The sequence below is a fragment of the Synechococcus sp. R55.2 genome (assembly GCF_047462075.1).
Lineage (GTDB): Bacteria > Cyanobacteriota > Cyanobacteriia > Thermostichales > Thermostichaceae > Thermostichus.
Genome location: NZ_JANSIH010000169.1, coordinates 12754 through 27831 on the forward strand (window position 1 = coordinate 12754; position 15078 = coordinate 27831).

The 15078-nt window shown below is 55.2% G+C and carries 14 protein-coding genes and 2 pseudogenes; 8 read left to right on the top strand and 8 right to left on the bottom strand.

Annotation, left to right across the window (positions count from 1 at the left end; translation table 11 throughout):
• Positions 1–608 precede the first annotated feature (608 nt).
• The 6 genes and pseudogenes from NW838_RS05940 to NW838_RS05965 all read left to right on the top strand — a co-directional run bounded on the left by NW838_RS05940 (position 609) and on the right by NW838_RS05965 (position 5054).
• Complete coding sequence (locus tag NW838_RS05940; protein ID WP_414427689.1) at positions 609–3110, top strand: dynamin family protein; 2502 nt, start codon at positions 609–611, stop codon at positions 3108–3110.
• A gap of 47 nt (positions 3111–3157) precedes the next feature.
• Positions 3158–3568: a KGK domain-containing protein gene (locus tag NW838_RS05945; protein WP_414357981.1), complete on the top strand. Its 411-nt coding sequence runs from the start codon at positions 3158–3160 to the stop codon at positions 3566–3568.
• Complete coding sequence (locus NW838_RS05950) at positions 3543–3971, top strand: KGK domain-containing protein (RefSeq protein WP_041436828.1); 429 nt, start codon at positions 3543–3545, stop codon at positions 3969–3971. The genes NW838_RS05945 and NW838_RS05950 overlap by 26 nt, the downstream gene beginning before the upstream one ends.
• 81 nt (positions 3972–4052) lie before the next feature.
• A pseudogene (locus tag NW838_RS05955) lies at positions 4053–4370 on the top strand (KGK domain-containing protein); the annotation flags it as partial.
• A 10-nt stretch (positions 4371–4380) separates the two neighbouring features.
• A complete protein-coding gene (locus NW838_RS05960) occupies positions 4381–4797 on the top strand; it encodes a KGK domain-containing protein (RefSeq protein ID WP_414344169.1) in 417 nt (138 codons plus the stop codon).
• 2 nt (positions 4798–4799) lie between these two features.
• Complete coding sequence (locus NW838_RS05965; protein ID WP_414357979.1) at positions 4800–5054, top strand: HNH endonuclease; 255 nt, start codon at positions 4800–4802, stop codon at positions 5052–5054.
• A gap of 69 nt (positions 5055–5123) precedes the next feature.
• Here the strand turns inward: NW838_RS05965 and NW838_RS05970 are convergent, their stop codons facing one another.
• A complete protein-coding gene (locus NW838_RS05970) occupies positions 5124–6092 on the bottom strand; it encodes a YgfZ/GcvT domain-containing protein (RefSeq protein WP_414427690.1) in 969 nt (322 codons plus the stop codon).
• Between the two features lie 94 nt (positions 6093–6186).
• Here NW838_RS05970 and NW838_RS05975 point away from each other — a divergent pair, with 94 nt between their 5' ends.
• Both NW838_RS05975 and NW838_RS05980 read left to right on the top strand, forming a co-directional pair.
• On the top strand, positions 6187–7722 hold the full coding sequence (locus NW838_RS05975) for a hypothetical protein (RefSeq protein ID WP_414427691.1): 1536 nt from the start codon (positions 6187–6189) through the stop codon (positions 7720–7722).
• Between the two features lie 171 nt (positions 7723–7893).
• Positions 7894–8136, top strand: a complete 243-nt coding sequence (locus tag NW838_RS05980) for a hypothetical protein (protein ID WP_414357973.1) — start codon at positions 7894–7896, stop codon at positions 8134–8136.
• On the opposite strand, the gene NW838_RS05985 is transcribed toward NW838_RS05980, so the two are convergent.
• From NW838_RS05985 to glmU, 7 genes and pseudogenes are all read right to left on the bottom strand, one after another.
• Complete coding sequence (locus NW838_RS05985; RefSeq protein WP_414357971.1) at positions 8133–9065, bottom strand: AEC family transporter; 933 nt, start codon at positions 9063–9065, stop codon at positions 8133–8135. The genes NW838_RS05980 and NW838_RS05985 overlap by 4 nt on opposite strands.
• Positions 9066–9091: 26 nt before the next feature.
• Positions 9092–10351, bottom strand: a complete 1260-nt coding sequence (locus NW838_RS05990) for a 4-hydroxy-3-methylbut-2-enyl diphosphate reductase (protein ID WP_414427692.1) — start codon at positions 10349–10351, stop codon at positions 9092–9094.
• A gap of 205 nt (positions 10352–10556) precedes the next feature.
• A complete protein-coding gene (locus NW838_RS05995; RefSeq protein WP_414357966.1) occupies positions 10557–10832 on the bottom strand; it encodes a lipopolysaccharide assembly protein LapA domain-containing protein in 276 nt (91 codons plus the stop codon).
• A 52-nt stretch (positions 10833–10884) separates the two neighbouring features.
• On the bottom strand, positions 10885–11331 hold the full coding sequence (locus NW838_RS06000; protein WP_414388750.1) for a pentapeptide repeat-containing protein: 447 nt from the start codon (positions 11329–11331) through the stop codon (positions 10885–10887).
• An 89-nt stretch (positions 11332–11420) separates the two neighbouring features.
• A complete protein-coding gene (locus tag NW838_RS06005; protein ID WP_414427693.1) occupies positions 11421–12647 on the bottom strand; it encodes an RNA-guided endonuclease InsQ/TnpB family protein in 1227 nt (408 codons plus the stop codon).
• A 90-nt stretch (positions 12648–12737) separates the two neighbouring features.
• Positions 12738–13244, bottom strand: a complete 507-nt coding sequence (locus NW838_RS06010) for a PPC domain-containing DNA-binding protein (protein WP_414427694.1) — start codon at positions 13242–13244, stop codon at positions 12738–12740.
• 42 nt (positions 13245–13286) lie between these two features.
• Positions 13287–14636: pseudogene (gene glmU, locus NW838_RS06015) on the bottom strand (bifunctional UDP-N-acetylglucosamine diphosphorylase/glucosamine-1-phosphate N-acetyltransferase GlmU); the annotation flags it as partial.
• Between the last annotated feature and the right edge of the window lie 442 nt (positions 14637–15078).

A 15078-nucleotide genomic window follows, 5' to 3' on the forward strand; every position in this document is an offset into this window, starting at 1 on the left:
GTCTGGCGAAAGCTTTTTAAGAATTTCTTTCTTGGCTCACAATCCCAGGCACCCCCACGAAGTCAAGCCAGCACCAGCCAGCAGACCAATCCTTTCCCCCTGCCGCAAAACCTCTGCGCCAGGACGGATCCCCCACAGGGTGTCCATACATCACTCCCTTGGCCAAGACTTCCTGGCCAATACAGCAACTTTTGCCAAGGGAAGCAGCCTGCCACAAGACTGCCTTTTGGAGTCTGTAGTCTGGAGCCAGCTCTTGCTCGGTGGCGGGATGACCAGCTTCTGGGCACAGAGATTCCCAAAAATTCTGTCAGGGCCAGCTCCGCTCCGGCTTGGGATCCATATACGTCGTTGCCAGATCTGGGATGCTGGCGGAGAGGGTCACGATGGCAGCGAAGTTTCCCGGTATTGGCCAACAAAGAACCTTGCTCTCACTCAAGAGCTCAGGTAGGTATCTGGACTTAGACTTAGGTCGAAATCTCGAACAGCTCCAGCACTGAAGAAAATTGCTGTAGGAATCCTCACCTCAAGCATAGGCAAGTTATAATCCCAGCAGCCTCTGTGGAGATTGCTCTCTTATGTCTGTAAAGCTCCTGCCTCAGTGTGAGAACTTGAAAGAGCAGGTTGAAGCTATCCTGCAACTCTGGCATCAGGATTCCACTTTTTCAGGCAAGCAAGATACCACTCGGATTCAAGCTTCCCTCAGCAAAGCTATTTCTCCAACCTTCGAGATTGTCTTTGCCGGTGCTTTCAGTGCTGGCAAGTCTATGCTAATCAATGCCCTCTTAGAAAGAGAGCTTCTCTACAGCGCCGAAGGGCACGCCACAGGGACAGAGTGCTACATCGCCTACGCAGAGCCAAATGCGGAGAGGGTAGTGCTCACTTTTCTTAGCGAGCAGGAAGTGCAAGAACAGATGACCGCCTTCTGCGCTTTCCTAAACTTGGCTCCGTCACTCAGCAGGCTGGAAGACACTGCACTGAATCCCCTGAAGGAGCGTGCTGAGGCTATTATTCAGCAGGAGGGAGGCAAAAGCAAGTCAGAGCGGGCGAAGCAGGCGGATGCACTTCGCTTGTTGATTACAGGTTTCCAGCAGAACCGGGACAAAATTCACCCTACCGAGAACAAAGTCTTCTCGATGGAGCAGCTCAACTTCGGCAACCTAAGGGAAGCTGCGGGTTTTGCCCGGCGCGGTGCCAATAGCGCAGTTTTGCGAAAGGTGGAATACTATTGCCACCACCCCTTGCTGGAAGATGGAAACGTTATTGTCGATACTCCTGGGATCGATGCTCCAGTCAAAGCAGATGCAGAGCGCACCTATCGAAAAATTGCCGATCCGGATACGTCTGCAGTTGTTTGCGTTCTCAAATGTGCTGCAACAGGCGAACTAACCAAGGAAGAGACAGAACTTATTGAACACATTCAAGGTAATGACAGCATCAGGGATCGCGTCTTCTATGTGTTTAACCGGATTGATGAGACTTGGTACAACGCACAACTAAAGCAGAGACTAGAAAACATTATCGACCAGCAATTTCGTCAGCTCCGCATATTCAAGACGAGCGGCCTTCTTGGCTTCTATGGTTCCCAGATCAAGACAACTACCCCTGAGGATCGATTTGGACTGGATACGATTTTTTCAGAAAGCATCAAAGAATTGGGTGGTGAGGAAGAAACGCCCCAGTTTGTCAGCGAGTTTAACAAGTACTGCACGTCAGGTAGGTTGGTTGGATCCCCGTTCCGCCCTTCTGTACATGGGTACGACACACCCATAAATAACTACGTTCGGATTCTGAGGGAGTGGGGAAAACCTTTGATTGAGTATATGATTAAAGATAGCGGTATTGAAGACTTTCGGGCTGGGATCACTCGTTACTTAACGGAAGAAAAACGGCCACAGCTATTTTCCGCGCTGGCCGATGATTTGCAACCTCTCTGCATCGAGATGAGGAAGTCCTATCTAGATCTCTACCGAGACATTGATAGCCAGCCCAAAGAGATTGACAGCATGATTTCCTATGAGCTGACGCTGATCAATCAGCAGCTAGCCAGTATTGGCCGAGAGTTTGACGAGCATATCCAGACAGTAGTCAATAAAGTTATTAACGGAGAAAACAAAGAATTTGAGAACGATTTCCGTAAATTGCAGGCTAGGATGGTACGGAGGCTAGATGAGCTTTTGGATACTTTTTCGTTGGACAATGTTTACAGTCAAGCCGTTCGCATTCGTCCCCGCAACTCCACAGCTCCATTCTTAGCTGTATTGGTCGAAGCCTTTTACTATTTATCCAACCATCTAGAAGACATCCTGGTAGAATCAGCCAGCACGCTTGTAGAGAACTTCTTTCGTCGCCTTGTTGATGAAGTTCGCAGCTCGAGCTACTACAGGCAGTTGTTTCGCCTACTGGGATCCGATGGGGACTTGGAGAAAAAGCTTCTTTTGGTTAAGGAGGTAACTTTGAGTTCTCTTGTCAATGGTGCCCGAAAAGAGTGCGACCGCTACCTCAGAGAAAGCCCCCGCTTCTATGACGAAGGAACATTCTCGATCTACCAGTTTCGAGAAGTCCTAAAGCAAACCAGCCAATCTTATGACATCTCTGCTATTCGCGACGCAGAGCCTGGAATCCGACAATTACTTAAGCTTGACTTCGAGCCGAAAATTAACCAGACAGTGCGTTCTAGCTTCCGACAAGAGACCAACAACACTCTAAAAACTCAACTATTGCCGGTTGCCAAGCAAGTAGCCGACGAGATTTTACAAAAGTACCCAGAAGCAAAGCAGTTCATGGAAGCAACTCTCAGAAAAGAGGCTGAAGAGAAAATTGCGCTTAACCAACAGCGGCTGAAAGAACTGGAGGCAAGCATAGACAAGTATAACCAAGCTGTTTCTGGGATCAACCTCTGCTTGCAAGCTTTGGGCCTCAATCGTGAGATGCTGCCCTTGATTACTCGTCCTGAACCTTCCTCTGTTGGTGAGTCAGTTCAAATTTTGGCAAGTCTTCCTGAACAGCAAGTAGGTGACAGCAATGCAAGCGAAGCAGTCGCTCTTGGTCGTTCTACACCCATAGACGAGAGTTTTCCAGAGTTGGATAGCATTCTCGATGATTTGAGATAGAGCGGCTTGTCTTTGTTTTTGGCCTTTCACTTGATCCAGATAAAGTCATGGGATCCAAATCGATACCTCTACAGCAGCACCCAGAAGGGATCCTCTCCGTAGGGGAGAAAACTTTCAAGGTTGCCAACTTGGTCAAAGCAGCCCAAGAGGACTTGACCAAGAAAGAAGAGCTGCATCGCTTGTTCATTGCGGCCTTGAGATCCTCAGGGATCCTGCCGCCGGAAGACTTGCTCAACATTGCCAGTAGCCTTCTTGCTCCCAAGCCAGAAGAAAAATTGTTGCAAGAAGCGAAGTGGTTTGGGCAGGGACTTGCTTGTCAACTCTTGGTGCCGGGCAAGAAGGATTGGGAAAAAGGCAGAGTCAGATTGCGGATCACTGTAGAGTTTGAGCCAGAGGATACAGGCTCAGAGAGCAGCAGCGGATCCCCTCTGGATGACCTTCGCGAAAGTGAGAGCTAGCCTAAGCCAGAGAGACATAGAGGGGGTTGGGCAAGTGTCAAGTAATGATCAATCTCAGGAGTGCTTTGTTGAGCTAGATATTTTCCAAAATACTGTCATTGATATAGGAGGACGCCTAATCTACTCGCAAGAGTTTGCTCAGGTGTACTCAGAGATTGTTTATGAGAGTATCAGATCCTACTTATCCAGCAAACTTAGCGAAAAGGGAGTCTCGATTCTATGGAGCAACTTGAACGGAATAACTAACGTGAAAGGAATTCCTGCTAAACTCTTACGTCCTGGCTCACCGTGGATTGCTGGTAGAGTTAGGATGAGACTAGTGGTTGAGTTTGAGCCAGAAGAAACGGGATCAGGGAGCAGTAGATCGCCTTTGGATGACATTCGGGGAGATGTCAGTCAGTAAAGTCTGTGAGCAATAGGAGACAATGCTGTGGCCGATCCGACTAGTTTTCAGAGCAAATGAAATGATAGAGAAACTGTTGTTGAGATTGGTGATCAAGTTTACCTTCCAAGTAGCTTGCATAGTGCAATTATTAATTACCTTCTTTCAGATATTTTCCAGACAAACGGTTACCTTCAATCAAGAAAGGTTTATGCGGACATTAGAATGCTCGTGGATGGAATAGAATCTAGAGTCTTACAGCCCAGAAAGTCGTGGATCTCTGGCAAGATATCAGTCAAAGTTTATCTCGAGTTTGTTCCTGATGACCCATATAGAGATTCTGGAGATAGCGCTCCCAGAAAACTAGAGGATTCTATACTGGATGATTTACGGGCTGTTCAAGTTGTCTCTATGTCTTGAGGTCGATAAGATGACAAAAACATCCATTAATCTTAGCCAACTGGGAGACGGAGTTATCACTTTTATCAACAAGAACAATAAGCAGAAAGTCTACATGATTTCCAAGCTTTGCGATTCTATCAATTCTTATTTCCTGAGGTTTGACCAAATGGGAAGCGGACTAAACAGTCACTTGAGTTCGTCTGAGATACAAACAGGTATTCCCTATGAAGATCAGGTTCATTTTTTCCATAAAGGAGTTCCATGCTCGATTCTTTCTCCTAAAACTAACGGTTGGCAGACCGGTAGAGTAAAAGTAAGAGTAGAAGTTACGATTGACTTTTATCCTGACAATCCTGAATTTCTGATAAAAGAACCCGACCAAGAGATATTAGAACCTCTAGATGAAAAGTCTCCACTGGACGATCTTCGCAGTATGGATGAATAACGATGAAAGAAAGAAAATCCGGCGAAAGGATTCTAATTCCAGCAGCCGTGCGGGAGTATGTTTTCCAAAGAGACGGCTTCCGTTGTCGCGGTTGCGGAAAGTCGCCCCCAGAGGTTCAGCTTCAGATCGATCACATCATCCCCATTGCCCAAGGGGGCAGCAACGACATCAGCAATCTGCAAACGTTGTGCAAAACCTGTAACCGACGCAAAAAGGATCGACGGGATCCCCGCTTTCGCCGCCACTTTGACCTATAAGTTCTGGATCCTTTGCCCGCGTTTCTCCCTTGAAGCGGGAGAGGGGAGGTCTCTGCCGCAAAAACAATCCTAGACAATAGGCGGGAAGCTGGAAAACGGCATTCGGGTCAGCACTCCTGGCACTGAGCCGACTTCTACTTCCAGCCCCTCGGCAGGATTGAATTTGGTGCGCACGTATCCCAATCCCAGGTACTCTTGCGAAGTTAGGCCTGCACTGGTCAGCAGCCCAATCTTTTCCCCCTGCCGCAAAATCTCTGTGCCAGGATGAGCTTCTCCTTGGAGGCGGATCCCCCACAAAGTTTGCCGAATGCGCCGGTAGGTTACCTGCTTGGCCAAGACTTCCTGGCCAACGTAGCAACCTTTGTCAAGGGAAACAGCTCGCCACAGGCCGGCTTCTAGGGGGTTGTAGTCTGAGGTCAGCTCTCGGTCGGCGGCGGGGCGACCCGCTTCTAGGCGGAGGACTTCCCACAGCTCAGGTGGGGCCAGCTTGGCTCCGGCTTGGAGCAAGCATTCTTCAAGAGCGACTTTCTGGTCAATGGTGCCCCAGAGGGTAAACCCCGGCTGGGCAAGACCCGTGCCACAAGCCAGATGGACAGGGATCCCCTGGATCTCCACGGCGCAGTGCTCATTGAGCCTGGTCGGGATCTCTTCTGAGCTCACCACTTGCTCCAGGAGAGCCTGACTCTGGGGGCCGAGCAACCCAAAACCAAAGGTCTGGTCCGTCTCATCTTTCAACTCTGCTCCCCGCACCAAAGGCAGCATACGCCCCAAACTCTGCATCAGCAGGCTGCGCCGCTGGGGCGAAGTCCAGATCCAGCAGTCTTCTTCTCCCACGTACACCGTTGCCAAATCCAGGATGCCGGCGGTGGGGGTCACGAAAACCGTGTCGGCCCCCTGCCCTGGCTTGAGGGCCTTCAGATTTTGGGTGCTTCGGTTGTGCAGATAGTCCAAGCCTGGGGATCCCTTCATGTGCAAACGGCCCCACCCGGAGCGATCCAGAAGCAGGGATCCCGTGGAAACAGCAGCTAGAAGAGACATCGCTCACCCCAGAGATGGGCTTTGGTTTTCTTCTCTACCCTAGAATAGGCTAGTTCACCCTACCGTCTGTGGCAGACCCCCGGCGTACTGAACTGTGATTGAGGTTGAAGTCCACCAACAGTTGCGGCAGCTTTTGCGGCAGTCTCCCGAAGCCCTGTGGCCCCACCAGTTGACGATGGCTCGCATGGTGGCGCGAGGGTTGCGGTTGGGTCGCAGCACCTTGATCCAGGTGCCTGCTGGGGGTCAGCACCGCCTCAGTTATCTGCTGCCGGCCCTGATGTGGCCCAACCCCACCTTGCTCTGCGCTACAGCTCCTGTGCAGGCGCAAATTTTGGGGGAAGAGATCCCCTGGCTACAGCACACCCTGCAGTTGCATAAGCCCGTCCTGCAAAAAGACCGTTGGCCGGATCCCGATTTCCAGGGGTTGCTGTTGGTGGATCCCCTGGATTGGCTGCAAGCTCGCTTGAGAAAGGGATCCTCGCAAGTGCCGACAGGGATCCCTCTGATCCTGGATGGAGCCGAAGACCTGGAAGATTGGGCCTACCAGGCGCTAACGGTGACCCTGGAAGCCAGCCATTGGCAACAGCTCCGGCAAATCTTCCCTGCCGAGGCGGAGCAGCTCTCCCAGGTTCAGGTCAATTTGTCCCTTCAGCTTTTGCGGCGGCCTCTTTCCCGCTGTCTGCTTCATGCGGATGAACAGGTTCACCTGGATGCTGTGCTGTCTTTGGTGACAGGCTACCCCGGCTGGCTGCCGGATCCCTGGGATCAAATCCGCCGGCGGCTCAGCTCTGAGGGGGATCCCGTCTCCAAATGGATTTGGTGGGCCGAAACCGACCGAGAAACCGGTCGCCTCACCCTTCACCACAGCCCGGCGGCTCTGCACGATTGGCTGGCCCCCATTTGGGCCACACAGCCGGTGGTGATTATTGGGGAAGCGCTGGATCTGGATCGCCAGGCGGAAACCTACCGGCGACGGTTGGGCTTGCCGGATCTGACGCCGTTGCGGTTTGCCTCAGGCGAGGGTTGGCCCCGTTCCGGCGGGGCGGAGCTGTCCCTCTACTTGCCGCGCCTGCCCTTGCCCAACAGCCCTCTATTTCGGGATCACCTGCTGCAAGAGCTGAAAAAGCTGATCCCTCAAGCGCAAGGCTTTGTGGTGGTGTTGGTGTCGGATCAGCCTCTGCAAGCACAGGTGGGAGCGGCTTTGGCTGCCGAATTCGGCTCACGGGTGCGGGTAAACAGCCCGTTCCCCGGCGAAAAGGGCATTTTGGTCTGCGACTGGCCCTACTGGCTGCACCACAAGGCCGGCTTGCCGCGCCCTGAGCTGATGGTGATCGCCACTTTGCCTTTCCCTTCTGTGGAAGACCCAAGGGTGGCCGGACGGGTGCAATATCTGCAACGCACCCAGCAGGACTGGTTCCGTCAGTACCTTTTGCCGGTGGCCGCTGCCCAGTTGCAACGGGCTGTTGCGCCTCTGCGGCAAAGCTCTGATTCGGGAGAAGATTCCAGCTCATCCACCCGATGGGTGGCCATTTTGGATAGCCGCATCATTGCCCGCAGCTACGGCGTCTCTCTTCTCAATGCCTTGGGGCCAACTTTGCGGGTCGAGCAGCGCAGCCAACTGTTTGTTTAGGGATCCCTGGGCCTCTTGCGCCAGTTGGTTGATGGTGATGGATTGGTTTTGCCTGAGCGATTGAGAGAAGGCTTGTTCAGAACAGAGGGGGAGATTTGTATCCCAGAGAGCCAAAGCCAACTGGGATCCGAGTTATTCTGAGGGTGAATCACTCCTGCTCACCTTCCTCTCATGACCAATCCTGCTCTCAGCTCCGTTCACGCTCGCAACAGCGGTGCGGAGCACTCCAGCGAGCCAGAGGCCCTCACAGCACTGCGCACGCAAGCGGTTTGGAAGCCGTTGCGGCAGGCCATTGTGGAAAGCTCGGGTTTTCGAGGATGGCTACAGGGACAGGAGCCGCCTGGCCAGGAAACTGAGCTGGATCAACTGGTGCATCGCTACCTAGAGCAGACGTTGTCTCACCTGGCCTATTAGGATCCCCAGAGTCCCAGCCAGAGGGGCAAGGTCAGCAAGGCGGCTAAGTACCCCACGGCCAAGGCAGTTACGGTAATTTCCCGATCCAAGTCGTATTCTTCCGTGAGCACCAGGGTGGCGATGGCGGGGGGCATACCGCTCTGCAGGACCAGCACCAGCTTGGCCAGAGGCGGGTAGGGGGTGAAGGCAAGGCCGATTCCCACCAAGAGCGGCACAATCACAATTTTGATCAAGAGGGCCACTCCGGCGGCAAGAAAGGATCCCCAGCGCTTCACCTGGGCCAGCCGCATCCCCAGGATCATCAAACTGAGCGGGATCATGCTCCAGGCAAAAGCCGCCAACCCTTGAGAGAGCCAACCCGGCAGGGGTTCGCGGGTCAGCAGTAGGCCCATAGCAAAAGACCAAAGAGCAGGGGTGCGCAAAATGTGGAGGCCCACCTGCCAAGGTTGGGCATGGGAACTGCCGTGGCGGCTGGCCACCCACACGCCAAACCCGTAGGCCATGAACAGAGTGCCCAGCAGATCATAGAACAGGGCCCAGCCAAAGTAAGCCCTTCCGGCCACAGCCAGACAGATGGGATAGCCCAAATACCCGGTGTTCCCCAGGGTGGCGGTTAGGTGAAAGCTGCCCTGCTGGGCACTGCTCCAACAGTTGTGGCGCTGCCACCACAGCCAAGCGCTGGTCAAGGCAAACCCCAGCCCCACCGACAGCCAGCAGATCAGGGGAGCAACCCAGATTTGACCCGACAGATCCACTCCCTGCATAAACCCAACAATGCTGAGGGGCACTCCCACCCAAAACATGAATCGCCCCAAGGCGTGGGGATCCAGCCAACGCTTCCAGTCGCCGGGCAGCCCCTTCTGGAGAAAAAAACCCAGCAGCGTCCAGCCCAGCAAGGGAGGATAAACCTGAAAAAGGGTGTTGAGCACGCTCAAGAGGGAGAGGGAAGGGATCCCTAGGCAGGGATCCGCCGAGGTTCTTCACGCAGGGCGAAGATGCGTTGAATCACCTCTTCAACAACGCGGTCTGGGGTAGAGGCACCGGAGGTAATGCCGATTTGCACCGGCCCATCGGGTAGCCACCCTTCGGTAACCGTCGGGTCTTGGTGAAGAGGCTTGTGACGGATGCGGTTGTTGGGTTGGATGCAGTCGGGGCCATCGATGTGGAAGGAAGGCAAGCCCTTGGCCAGGGCAATTTCCTGCAGGTGGGTGGTATTCGAGGAATTAAACCCCCCGATCACCACCACCACATCCAAAGGCTGCTCGAGCAGCTCGAACATGGCATCCTGCCGCTCTTGGGTGGCATTGCAGATGGTGTTGAAGCTCATGAAGTGATTGTCCAACTCCTGGGGGCCATATTTGCGCAGCATGGTGGTCTCAAACAGCTTGGCAATGGCGCGGGTCTCCCCCTCTAGCATGGTGGTTTGGTTGGCGATGCCGATCCGCTCTAGATCGCGATCCGGATCAAAACCGGGGGAAGTGGCCTTGCCAAAGCGCCGCCGAAATTCTGCCGCATCTCCGCCTTGCAAAATGTAGCGGGCGACCCATTCTGCTTCTTCCAGGTTCAGCACCACCAGATATTTTTCGGCAAAGGAGCTGGTGGCTACGGTTTCCTCGTGGTTGTACTTGCCGTGGATCACAGAGGTGAATTGAGCCGCGCGGTGCTTGTCCACTTGGTTCCACACGCGGGAAACCCAGGGGCAGGTGGTATCGACAATCTCATTGCCCTGCGACCGAAAAAACGCCATTTCCGATGCACTTGCCCCAAAAGCAGGCCAGATCACCACATCTTGGGGCCGGATCTGAGAAAAGTCCTTCTTGCCGTCCGGGCCTTTCTCCACAAAGCGGATCCCCATCTCCTTCAGGTGCTGGTTTACCAGAGGGTTGTGGATGATCTCGTTGGTGATCCACAGTTGCCGATCCGGAAAGCGTCGCCGCGCTTCATAAGCATATTCCACCGCCCGTTCCACGCCCCAGCAAAAGCCAAAGGCCCTGGCCAGGTGAATGGTAATGTCGCCCCGCTGATAGCGGTAAGCCTGGGCGCGGATTTGCTCCACAAGGGGGCTTTTGTAGGTGGTTTGCAGCTCCAGTTGAGCCTGATCCTTGTGTTCTTCAAATCCCTTGGCAAAGTAGGTGCTGGATCCGCGCAGGGCTTTGCGCAGGGCCCGTGGGTCTTGGGGAGAGCTATCCGGGGAAGTAGGTTGGAAATAAGCCATGGTTACGGTTGGAGATACGCACTGCTCAAGCAGACGGCGAAGGGATCCTGATCTCAGCTTACGCCCAGTCTCGCATCGGTGGGCCATTCCAGCATGCTTTCCCTAGGGCCAGCGACAAGATTGTCAAGTCAACTATAGAATTGCAGGGGATCGAAGCTGTTGAGCCAAAGCCAGAAAGCAGAGGGATCCCTTTGGGAATTGGCCGTTATTGGGGCGGTTGATCCTGCATTTCCAGTTGGCGCACCCGTTCCTGTAATTGGCGGGCGGTGGCAGAAAAGCTGCGCCCAGGCCAGAGGAGAGAGCCCAGCCCCACCGTCAACAGGCCCAGGCCGACGGCCACGGCGATGAGGAATCCCAAGGGCAGCTCCACCGAGCGCCACATCAAGAAGTGTACAGTCAGGGTGGTGGGGTTTTGTCCGGCCAGGACTGCCACTCCCACAGCCAGCAGCAGTGTCAAGACCAAGTTGAACAGCAGCAACATCAGGGATCCCGTCGCAACAGTTCCATTCTGCCTTGTCTGCTGGGGGGGTGGCTCAAGCCCGCACACTCCCGTCGGGTAGGGTGGCTCCGCTGAGGTCAGCGCCGGTCAGCACTGCTCCGCCGATTTTTGCCCCGCTCAGATCGGCTCCCTGCAGTTGTGCACGGGTTAGCTTGGCTTCCCAAAGGTAGGCACCGTGCAAGTTGGCTTCCCGCAAGTCGGCAAAGCTGAGATCCGCGCCGATCAAGTTGGCTTCCCAAAGATTGGCCCCGCGGAGGTTGGCCCCCATCAAGTTGGCCGAGCTGAGATCGGCGCCGCGCAAATCGGCTTCCTGCAGGTTAATGCCACTCAGCTTGCCAAAGGAGAGGTTGGCCCCTCTCAGATTCACCCCTTGCAAGTTGGAGCGCACCAAGTCCACCCCCACCAGGTTGGATTCTTGAAAGTTGCGCTCGCCAGAGGCATATTCTGTCAGCAGATCGTCAGCAGTTGTCACTCGGGGCATGGCCGGATACTGCCATCCGTGCGTTAAGCTTAACAATTTCTGGCTGCTCAACGGGGTACTGATGACCGCTCCGAAAGACCTACGAAACGCTAACAAACACTTCCAGAGTGTTCAGTGCCTGTCGCGTCTCTGCTTTCTTCCTGCTTCCACGACTCGTGACTGGTAGTAAGCTTCAGGCTTACCACCCCGCCAGAGGAATCTCCACAGGCGTCTCTTTCCCCAGAGCTTGGGGTAGTTGAGCGCTTTAAGTAGCACTCAAAATACCACCGCACCAGGTTCAGCGCTGCATTGCGGTCGCGGTCTATCCCCAGACCACAACACGGGCAGCAAAACACCCTTTCCTGCAGTGGCATCTTCTGTCGGTGCCCACACCCTGAACACAGTTGGCTGGACGGATAAAACCTATCCGCCACCACCACCTGACAGCCGTAGAGCCGGGCCTTATACTCTAGCTGTCGCCGAAACTCGTAAAAGCCACAATCTGACAGCGCTCCTGCCAGCTTGTGGTTCTTAAGCAGGTTCTTCACCTGCAAGTCCTCAATCACCACTACCCGATATTTCTTGGCCAGGTAGGTCGTTAGCTTGTGCAGATTGTCTTGCCGAATGTCTGCCACCCGCTTATGGGCCTTAGCGAGCTGTGCTACTGCCTTCTTACGGTTAGCGGATCCCTTCTGCTTACGACTCAGTCGCCGTTGCAGCCTGGCCAGACGCTTCTTCGCTTTGTAATAGGGCTTTGGATTCTCGAATACTTCCCCGTCGGAACAGGTGGCCAAGCGATTGATACCTAAGTCTACTCCCACAACTTCCCCGGTCTTCTCCACCTGAGGCGCCGGAGCTTCATACTTGAAGGAGACATACCAATGTCCAGCGCGAAGACTAATGACCACGTTCTTGGGTGTGGCAGTGGGGAGCAGCTCCGCACAGCGTAACCAACCAAGGATAGGTACCTTGATGCGGTCACCAGAGATGCGGATGCTACCTTCCAAGTAAAAGCTGTCTCGCACTCCCTTGCGTTTGAAGCGGGGAAACTTCCCCAACCCACCCCGCCAGCGCTTAAGGGCTTGCTCCAAGTTGCGTAATGCCTGCTGAGGGGCGCATTTGGAGACCTGGTAGTACCAGGGATGCGCTTGCTTCACTTCAGCTACCAGGCGCTTGTGCAGGTCAATGGCGGTGGGAAGTTTTTGCTGGTTCTCCAGGGCTTGCCGACAGACTTCTAAGCCCCAGTTATAGGCGTGGCGGGCTACCCCAGCGTGTTGGGCGGCTAGAGTTGTTTGCTTGCGGTTAAGAATGAGTTGCGTCCGAAAACCCAGTAACATGCCCGCCACACCGCAAAGCGTCCATGAGTTCCGTGAAGCTTTCGGCTTGGCGCTCACAAGCCCCCTTTAGCTTTAGGTAACTCATGTTGACTACTGTAAGGTTTTCGGCCTACTGCTGTCAGCCTCTGGTTTTGTCTGCTGGTTTTGCTGGGGTTGGGGGGGTGGGGACGGCCAGCAGGGATCCCCTGCCACGGGTTGGATGTGCAACTCCAGGTAGCCGGTGGCCGGATCCGGTTGACGGGAGAAGCGATACTCCGGGCTGTCGGCGAGGACAATTTCGGCGGTGGTGTAGATGAGGCAGCCGGGGCGCAGGTGTCCCCCCCAGGTTTGGCCTCGGGCATCGGCAACGGTGAGATGGAGATGGACTCCGTCAGGGCACAGGGATCCACTCAGGGCCAGGATCTCCAGGCGTTCCGACAACAGGTGATCCCCCATTTGGTCGGCCAGGCGCAGGGTGGCTTGGCTAAGGCTGCCGACGGCGCTGAGGACAAACCCCGCTTGCAAGGGCTGCTGCCGGGCCAATCGCTCTAGTTCCTGCTTGAGATCTTGGCCGGGGAAGAGGCGCAAGGGATAAATCTTGAGGGATCCCGGCGGCATGGGCTGGAGCTCTTGGCGGCGGGAGGAGCGGATCCCGGGTCGCCAGCCGGGCTTAACCACCGGGCGGGAGCGAGCGATCACCAAGCAGTCATCCGGCAGGGGGTAGCGGGCAGGGATGGTGGAGCCGGCGGCAATGGTGACATTGGATCCCACCTGCAAAGGAGCCACCAGAACCGAGTTGGCGCCTGTTTTGCTGCGATCCCCAATTTCGGTAAAGTGCTTTTGCTGGCCGTCGTAGTTGGCGATGATGGTGCCCGCGCCGATGTTGACCTGGGATCCCAGCTTGGCATCGCCCAGGTAGGCCAAGTGGGCGGCATTGCTGTGGGATCCAATCTGGGTATTTTTGGTTTCCACAAAGTTGCCGATGCGGCAATGATCCCCAATCTGGCTGTGGGGGCGCACGTGGGCGTAGGGGCCTATCCAGACGTGGTTGCCGATGCGGCTGTGGCTGACCACCGAGTAGAGAATGTGACACCCAGATCCAATCTCGCTGGACTCGATCCAACTGCCCGGCCCCAGGCGGGTTCCCGAGCCAATGCGGCACACCCCTCGCAGATGGGTTTGGGGCTCGATCACCACATCGGGGGCCAATTCCACCGTTTCCTCGAGGCTGCTGCTGTCGGGATCCACAAAGGTGACCCCGGCTTCCATCCAGGCTTCCTTGAGGCGATCCTGCAAAATCTGGTACGCCTGGGCCAGTTGGCGGCGGTCGTTGACGCCCACAATTTCTTGCGGATCGGCAACATCCAGAGCGATGGCTTTGCCCACCCGCTTGACGGCATCCGTTAGGTAGTACTCCTGCTGCGCGTTGTTGCGATTGAGATGGGGCAAAACCTGAGCCAGAGCCGGCCAGTGAAAACAATACACCCCACTGTTGATGCGGCGATTTTGCCGTTGGGCTGGGGTGCAGTCTCGCTCTTCCACCAGTTCCAGCACTCGCTGTTGGGCATCGCAGAACACCCGTCCATAGCCATAGGGATCCGCCACCTGAGCCGAGAGCAAGGTTACCTCTGGGTTCATCTGGCGGTGGCGCTCCACCAGAGCTTGCAGGGTTTCTGCCCGCAGCAGGGGCACATCCCCGTTGATCACCAGCAGATCCCCCTGAAAACCGCCCAGGACGGGCAACAGCTGTTGAACGGCGTGTCCGGTGCCCAATTGCTGGGCCTGCTCCACAAATTCAACCGGGTACTCCCGCAGGGCTTGGCGCACCTGCTCCTGTTCATAACCCACAATCACCAGACAGCGGTGGGGTTTCAAGGTTAGCACCGTGCGCAGCAGCCGCTCGATCAAAGACAGGGATCCCAGCTTGTGCAGCACCTTGGGCAGCCGTGATCGCATCCGGGTGCCCTTGCCCGCTGCCAAGATCGCTACCGATAGCTCCCGCTCTGCCATGTTCCTTCCCCGAACTGCCCCCATCAAGTATAGGCGGCAGGATTCTGCCCAAAGGTAGTCTGAGGTTCGCTCCAAGTTCCTGAGCTCTGTGGGGCCAAAACTGAGCTAGCCTAACAAAACGTGCGGAATTCCCCACCCTCTGTAGAGTGGGGATGGATAGCACCACCGGGTCGGTTGCTCAGGGGATAAAGCCCTCAGAACTGGGATAGAGTGTGTCTACCAGAAGGTGGAAGAAAATCAGCCGGCGGGAAGCGCAACTGCAAGCAAAGGTTGCTCGTCAGCGCAAAGACTGGCAACACAAAGTTACGTCAGAGATAGCTTGTCGTTATGGCGAAGCGCTCCGCGCCGCCGTAGGCGAACGGCGTAACGGAGAAGCTGCATGTCAAGGGGATGACCCGCAAGGGTGGGAAGCGCAAGGCAGGGCTAAACAAGTCCATTCTGT

What these genes read in the sequence shown, in the direction of transcription:
- NW838_RS05965 (WP_414357979.1), top strand. Translation starts at nt 4,800, where the DNA reads ATGAAAGAAAGAAAATCCGGCGAAAGGATTCTAATTCCAGCAGCCGTG.
- NW838_RS06000 (WP_414388750.1), bottom strand. Translation starts at nt 11,331, where the DNA reads ATGCCCCGAGTGACAACTGCTGACGATCTGCTGACAGAATATGCCTCT.
- NW838_RS05960 (WP_414344169.1), top strand. Translation starts at nt 4,381, where the DNA reads ATGACAAAAACATCCATTAATCTTAGCCAACTGGGAGACGGAGTTATC.
- NW838_RS05945 (WP_414357981.1), top strand. Translation starts at nt 3,158, where the DNA reads ATGGGATCCAAATCGATACCTCTACAGCAGCACCCAGAAGGGATCCTC.
- NW838_RS05995 (WP_414357966.1), bottom strand. Translation starts at nt 10,832, where the DNA reads ATGTTGCTGCTGTTCAACTTGGTCTTGACACTGCTGCTGGCTGTGGGA.
- NW838_RS06010 (WP_414427694.1), bottom strand. Translation starts at nt 13,244, where the DNA reads ATGCCGCCGGGATCCCTCAAGATTTATCCCTTGCGCCTCTTCCCCGGC.
- NW838_RS05990 (WP_414427692.1), bottom strand. Translation starts at nt 10,351, where the DNA reads ATGGCTTATTTCCAACCTACTTCCCCGGATAGCTCTCCCCAAGACCCA.
- NW838_RS06005 (WP_414427693.1), bottom strand. Translation starts at nt 12,647, where the DNA reads ATGTTACTGGGTTTTCGGACGCAACTCATTCTTAACCGCAAGCAAACA.
- NW838_RS05980 (WP_414357973.1), top strand. Translation starts at nt 7,894, where the DNA reads ATGACCAATCCTGCTCTCAGCTCCGTTCACGCTCGCAACAGCGGTGCG.
- NW838_RS05970 (WP_414427690.1), bottom strand. Translation starts at nt 6,092, where the DNA reads ATGTCTCTTCTAGCTGCTGTTTCCACGGGATCCCTGCTTCTGGATCGC.
- NW838_RS05950 (WP_041436828.1), top strand. Translation starts at nt 3,543, where the DNA reads ATGACCTTCGCGAAAGTGAGAGCTAGCCTAAGCCAGAGAGACATAGAG.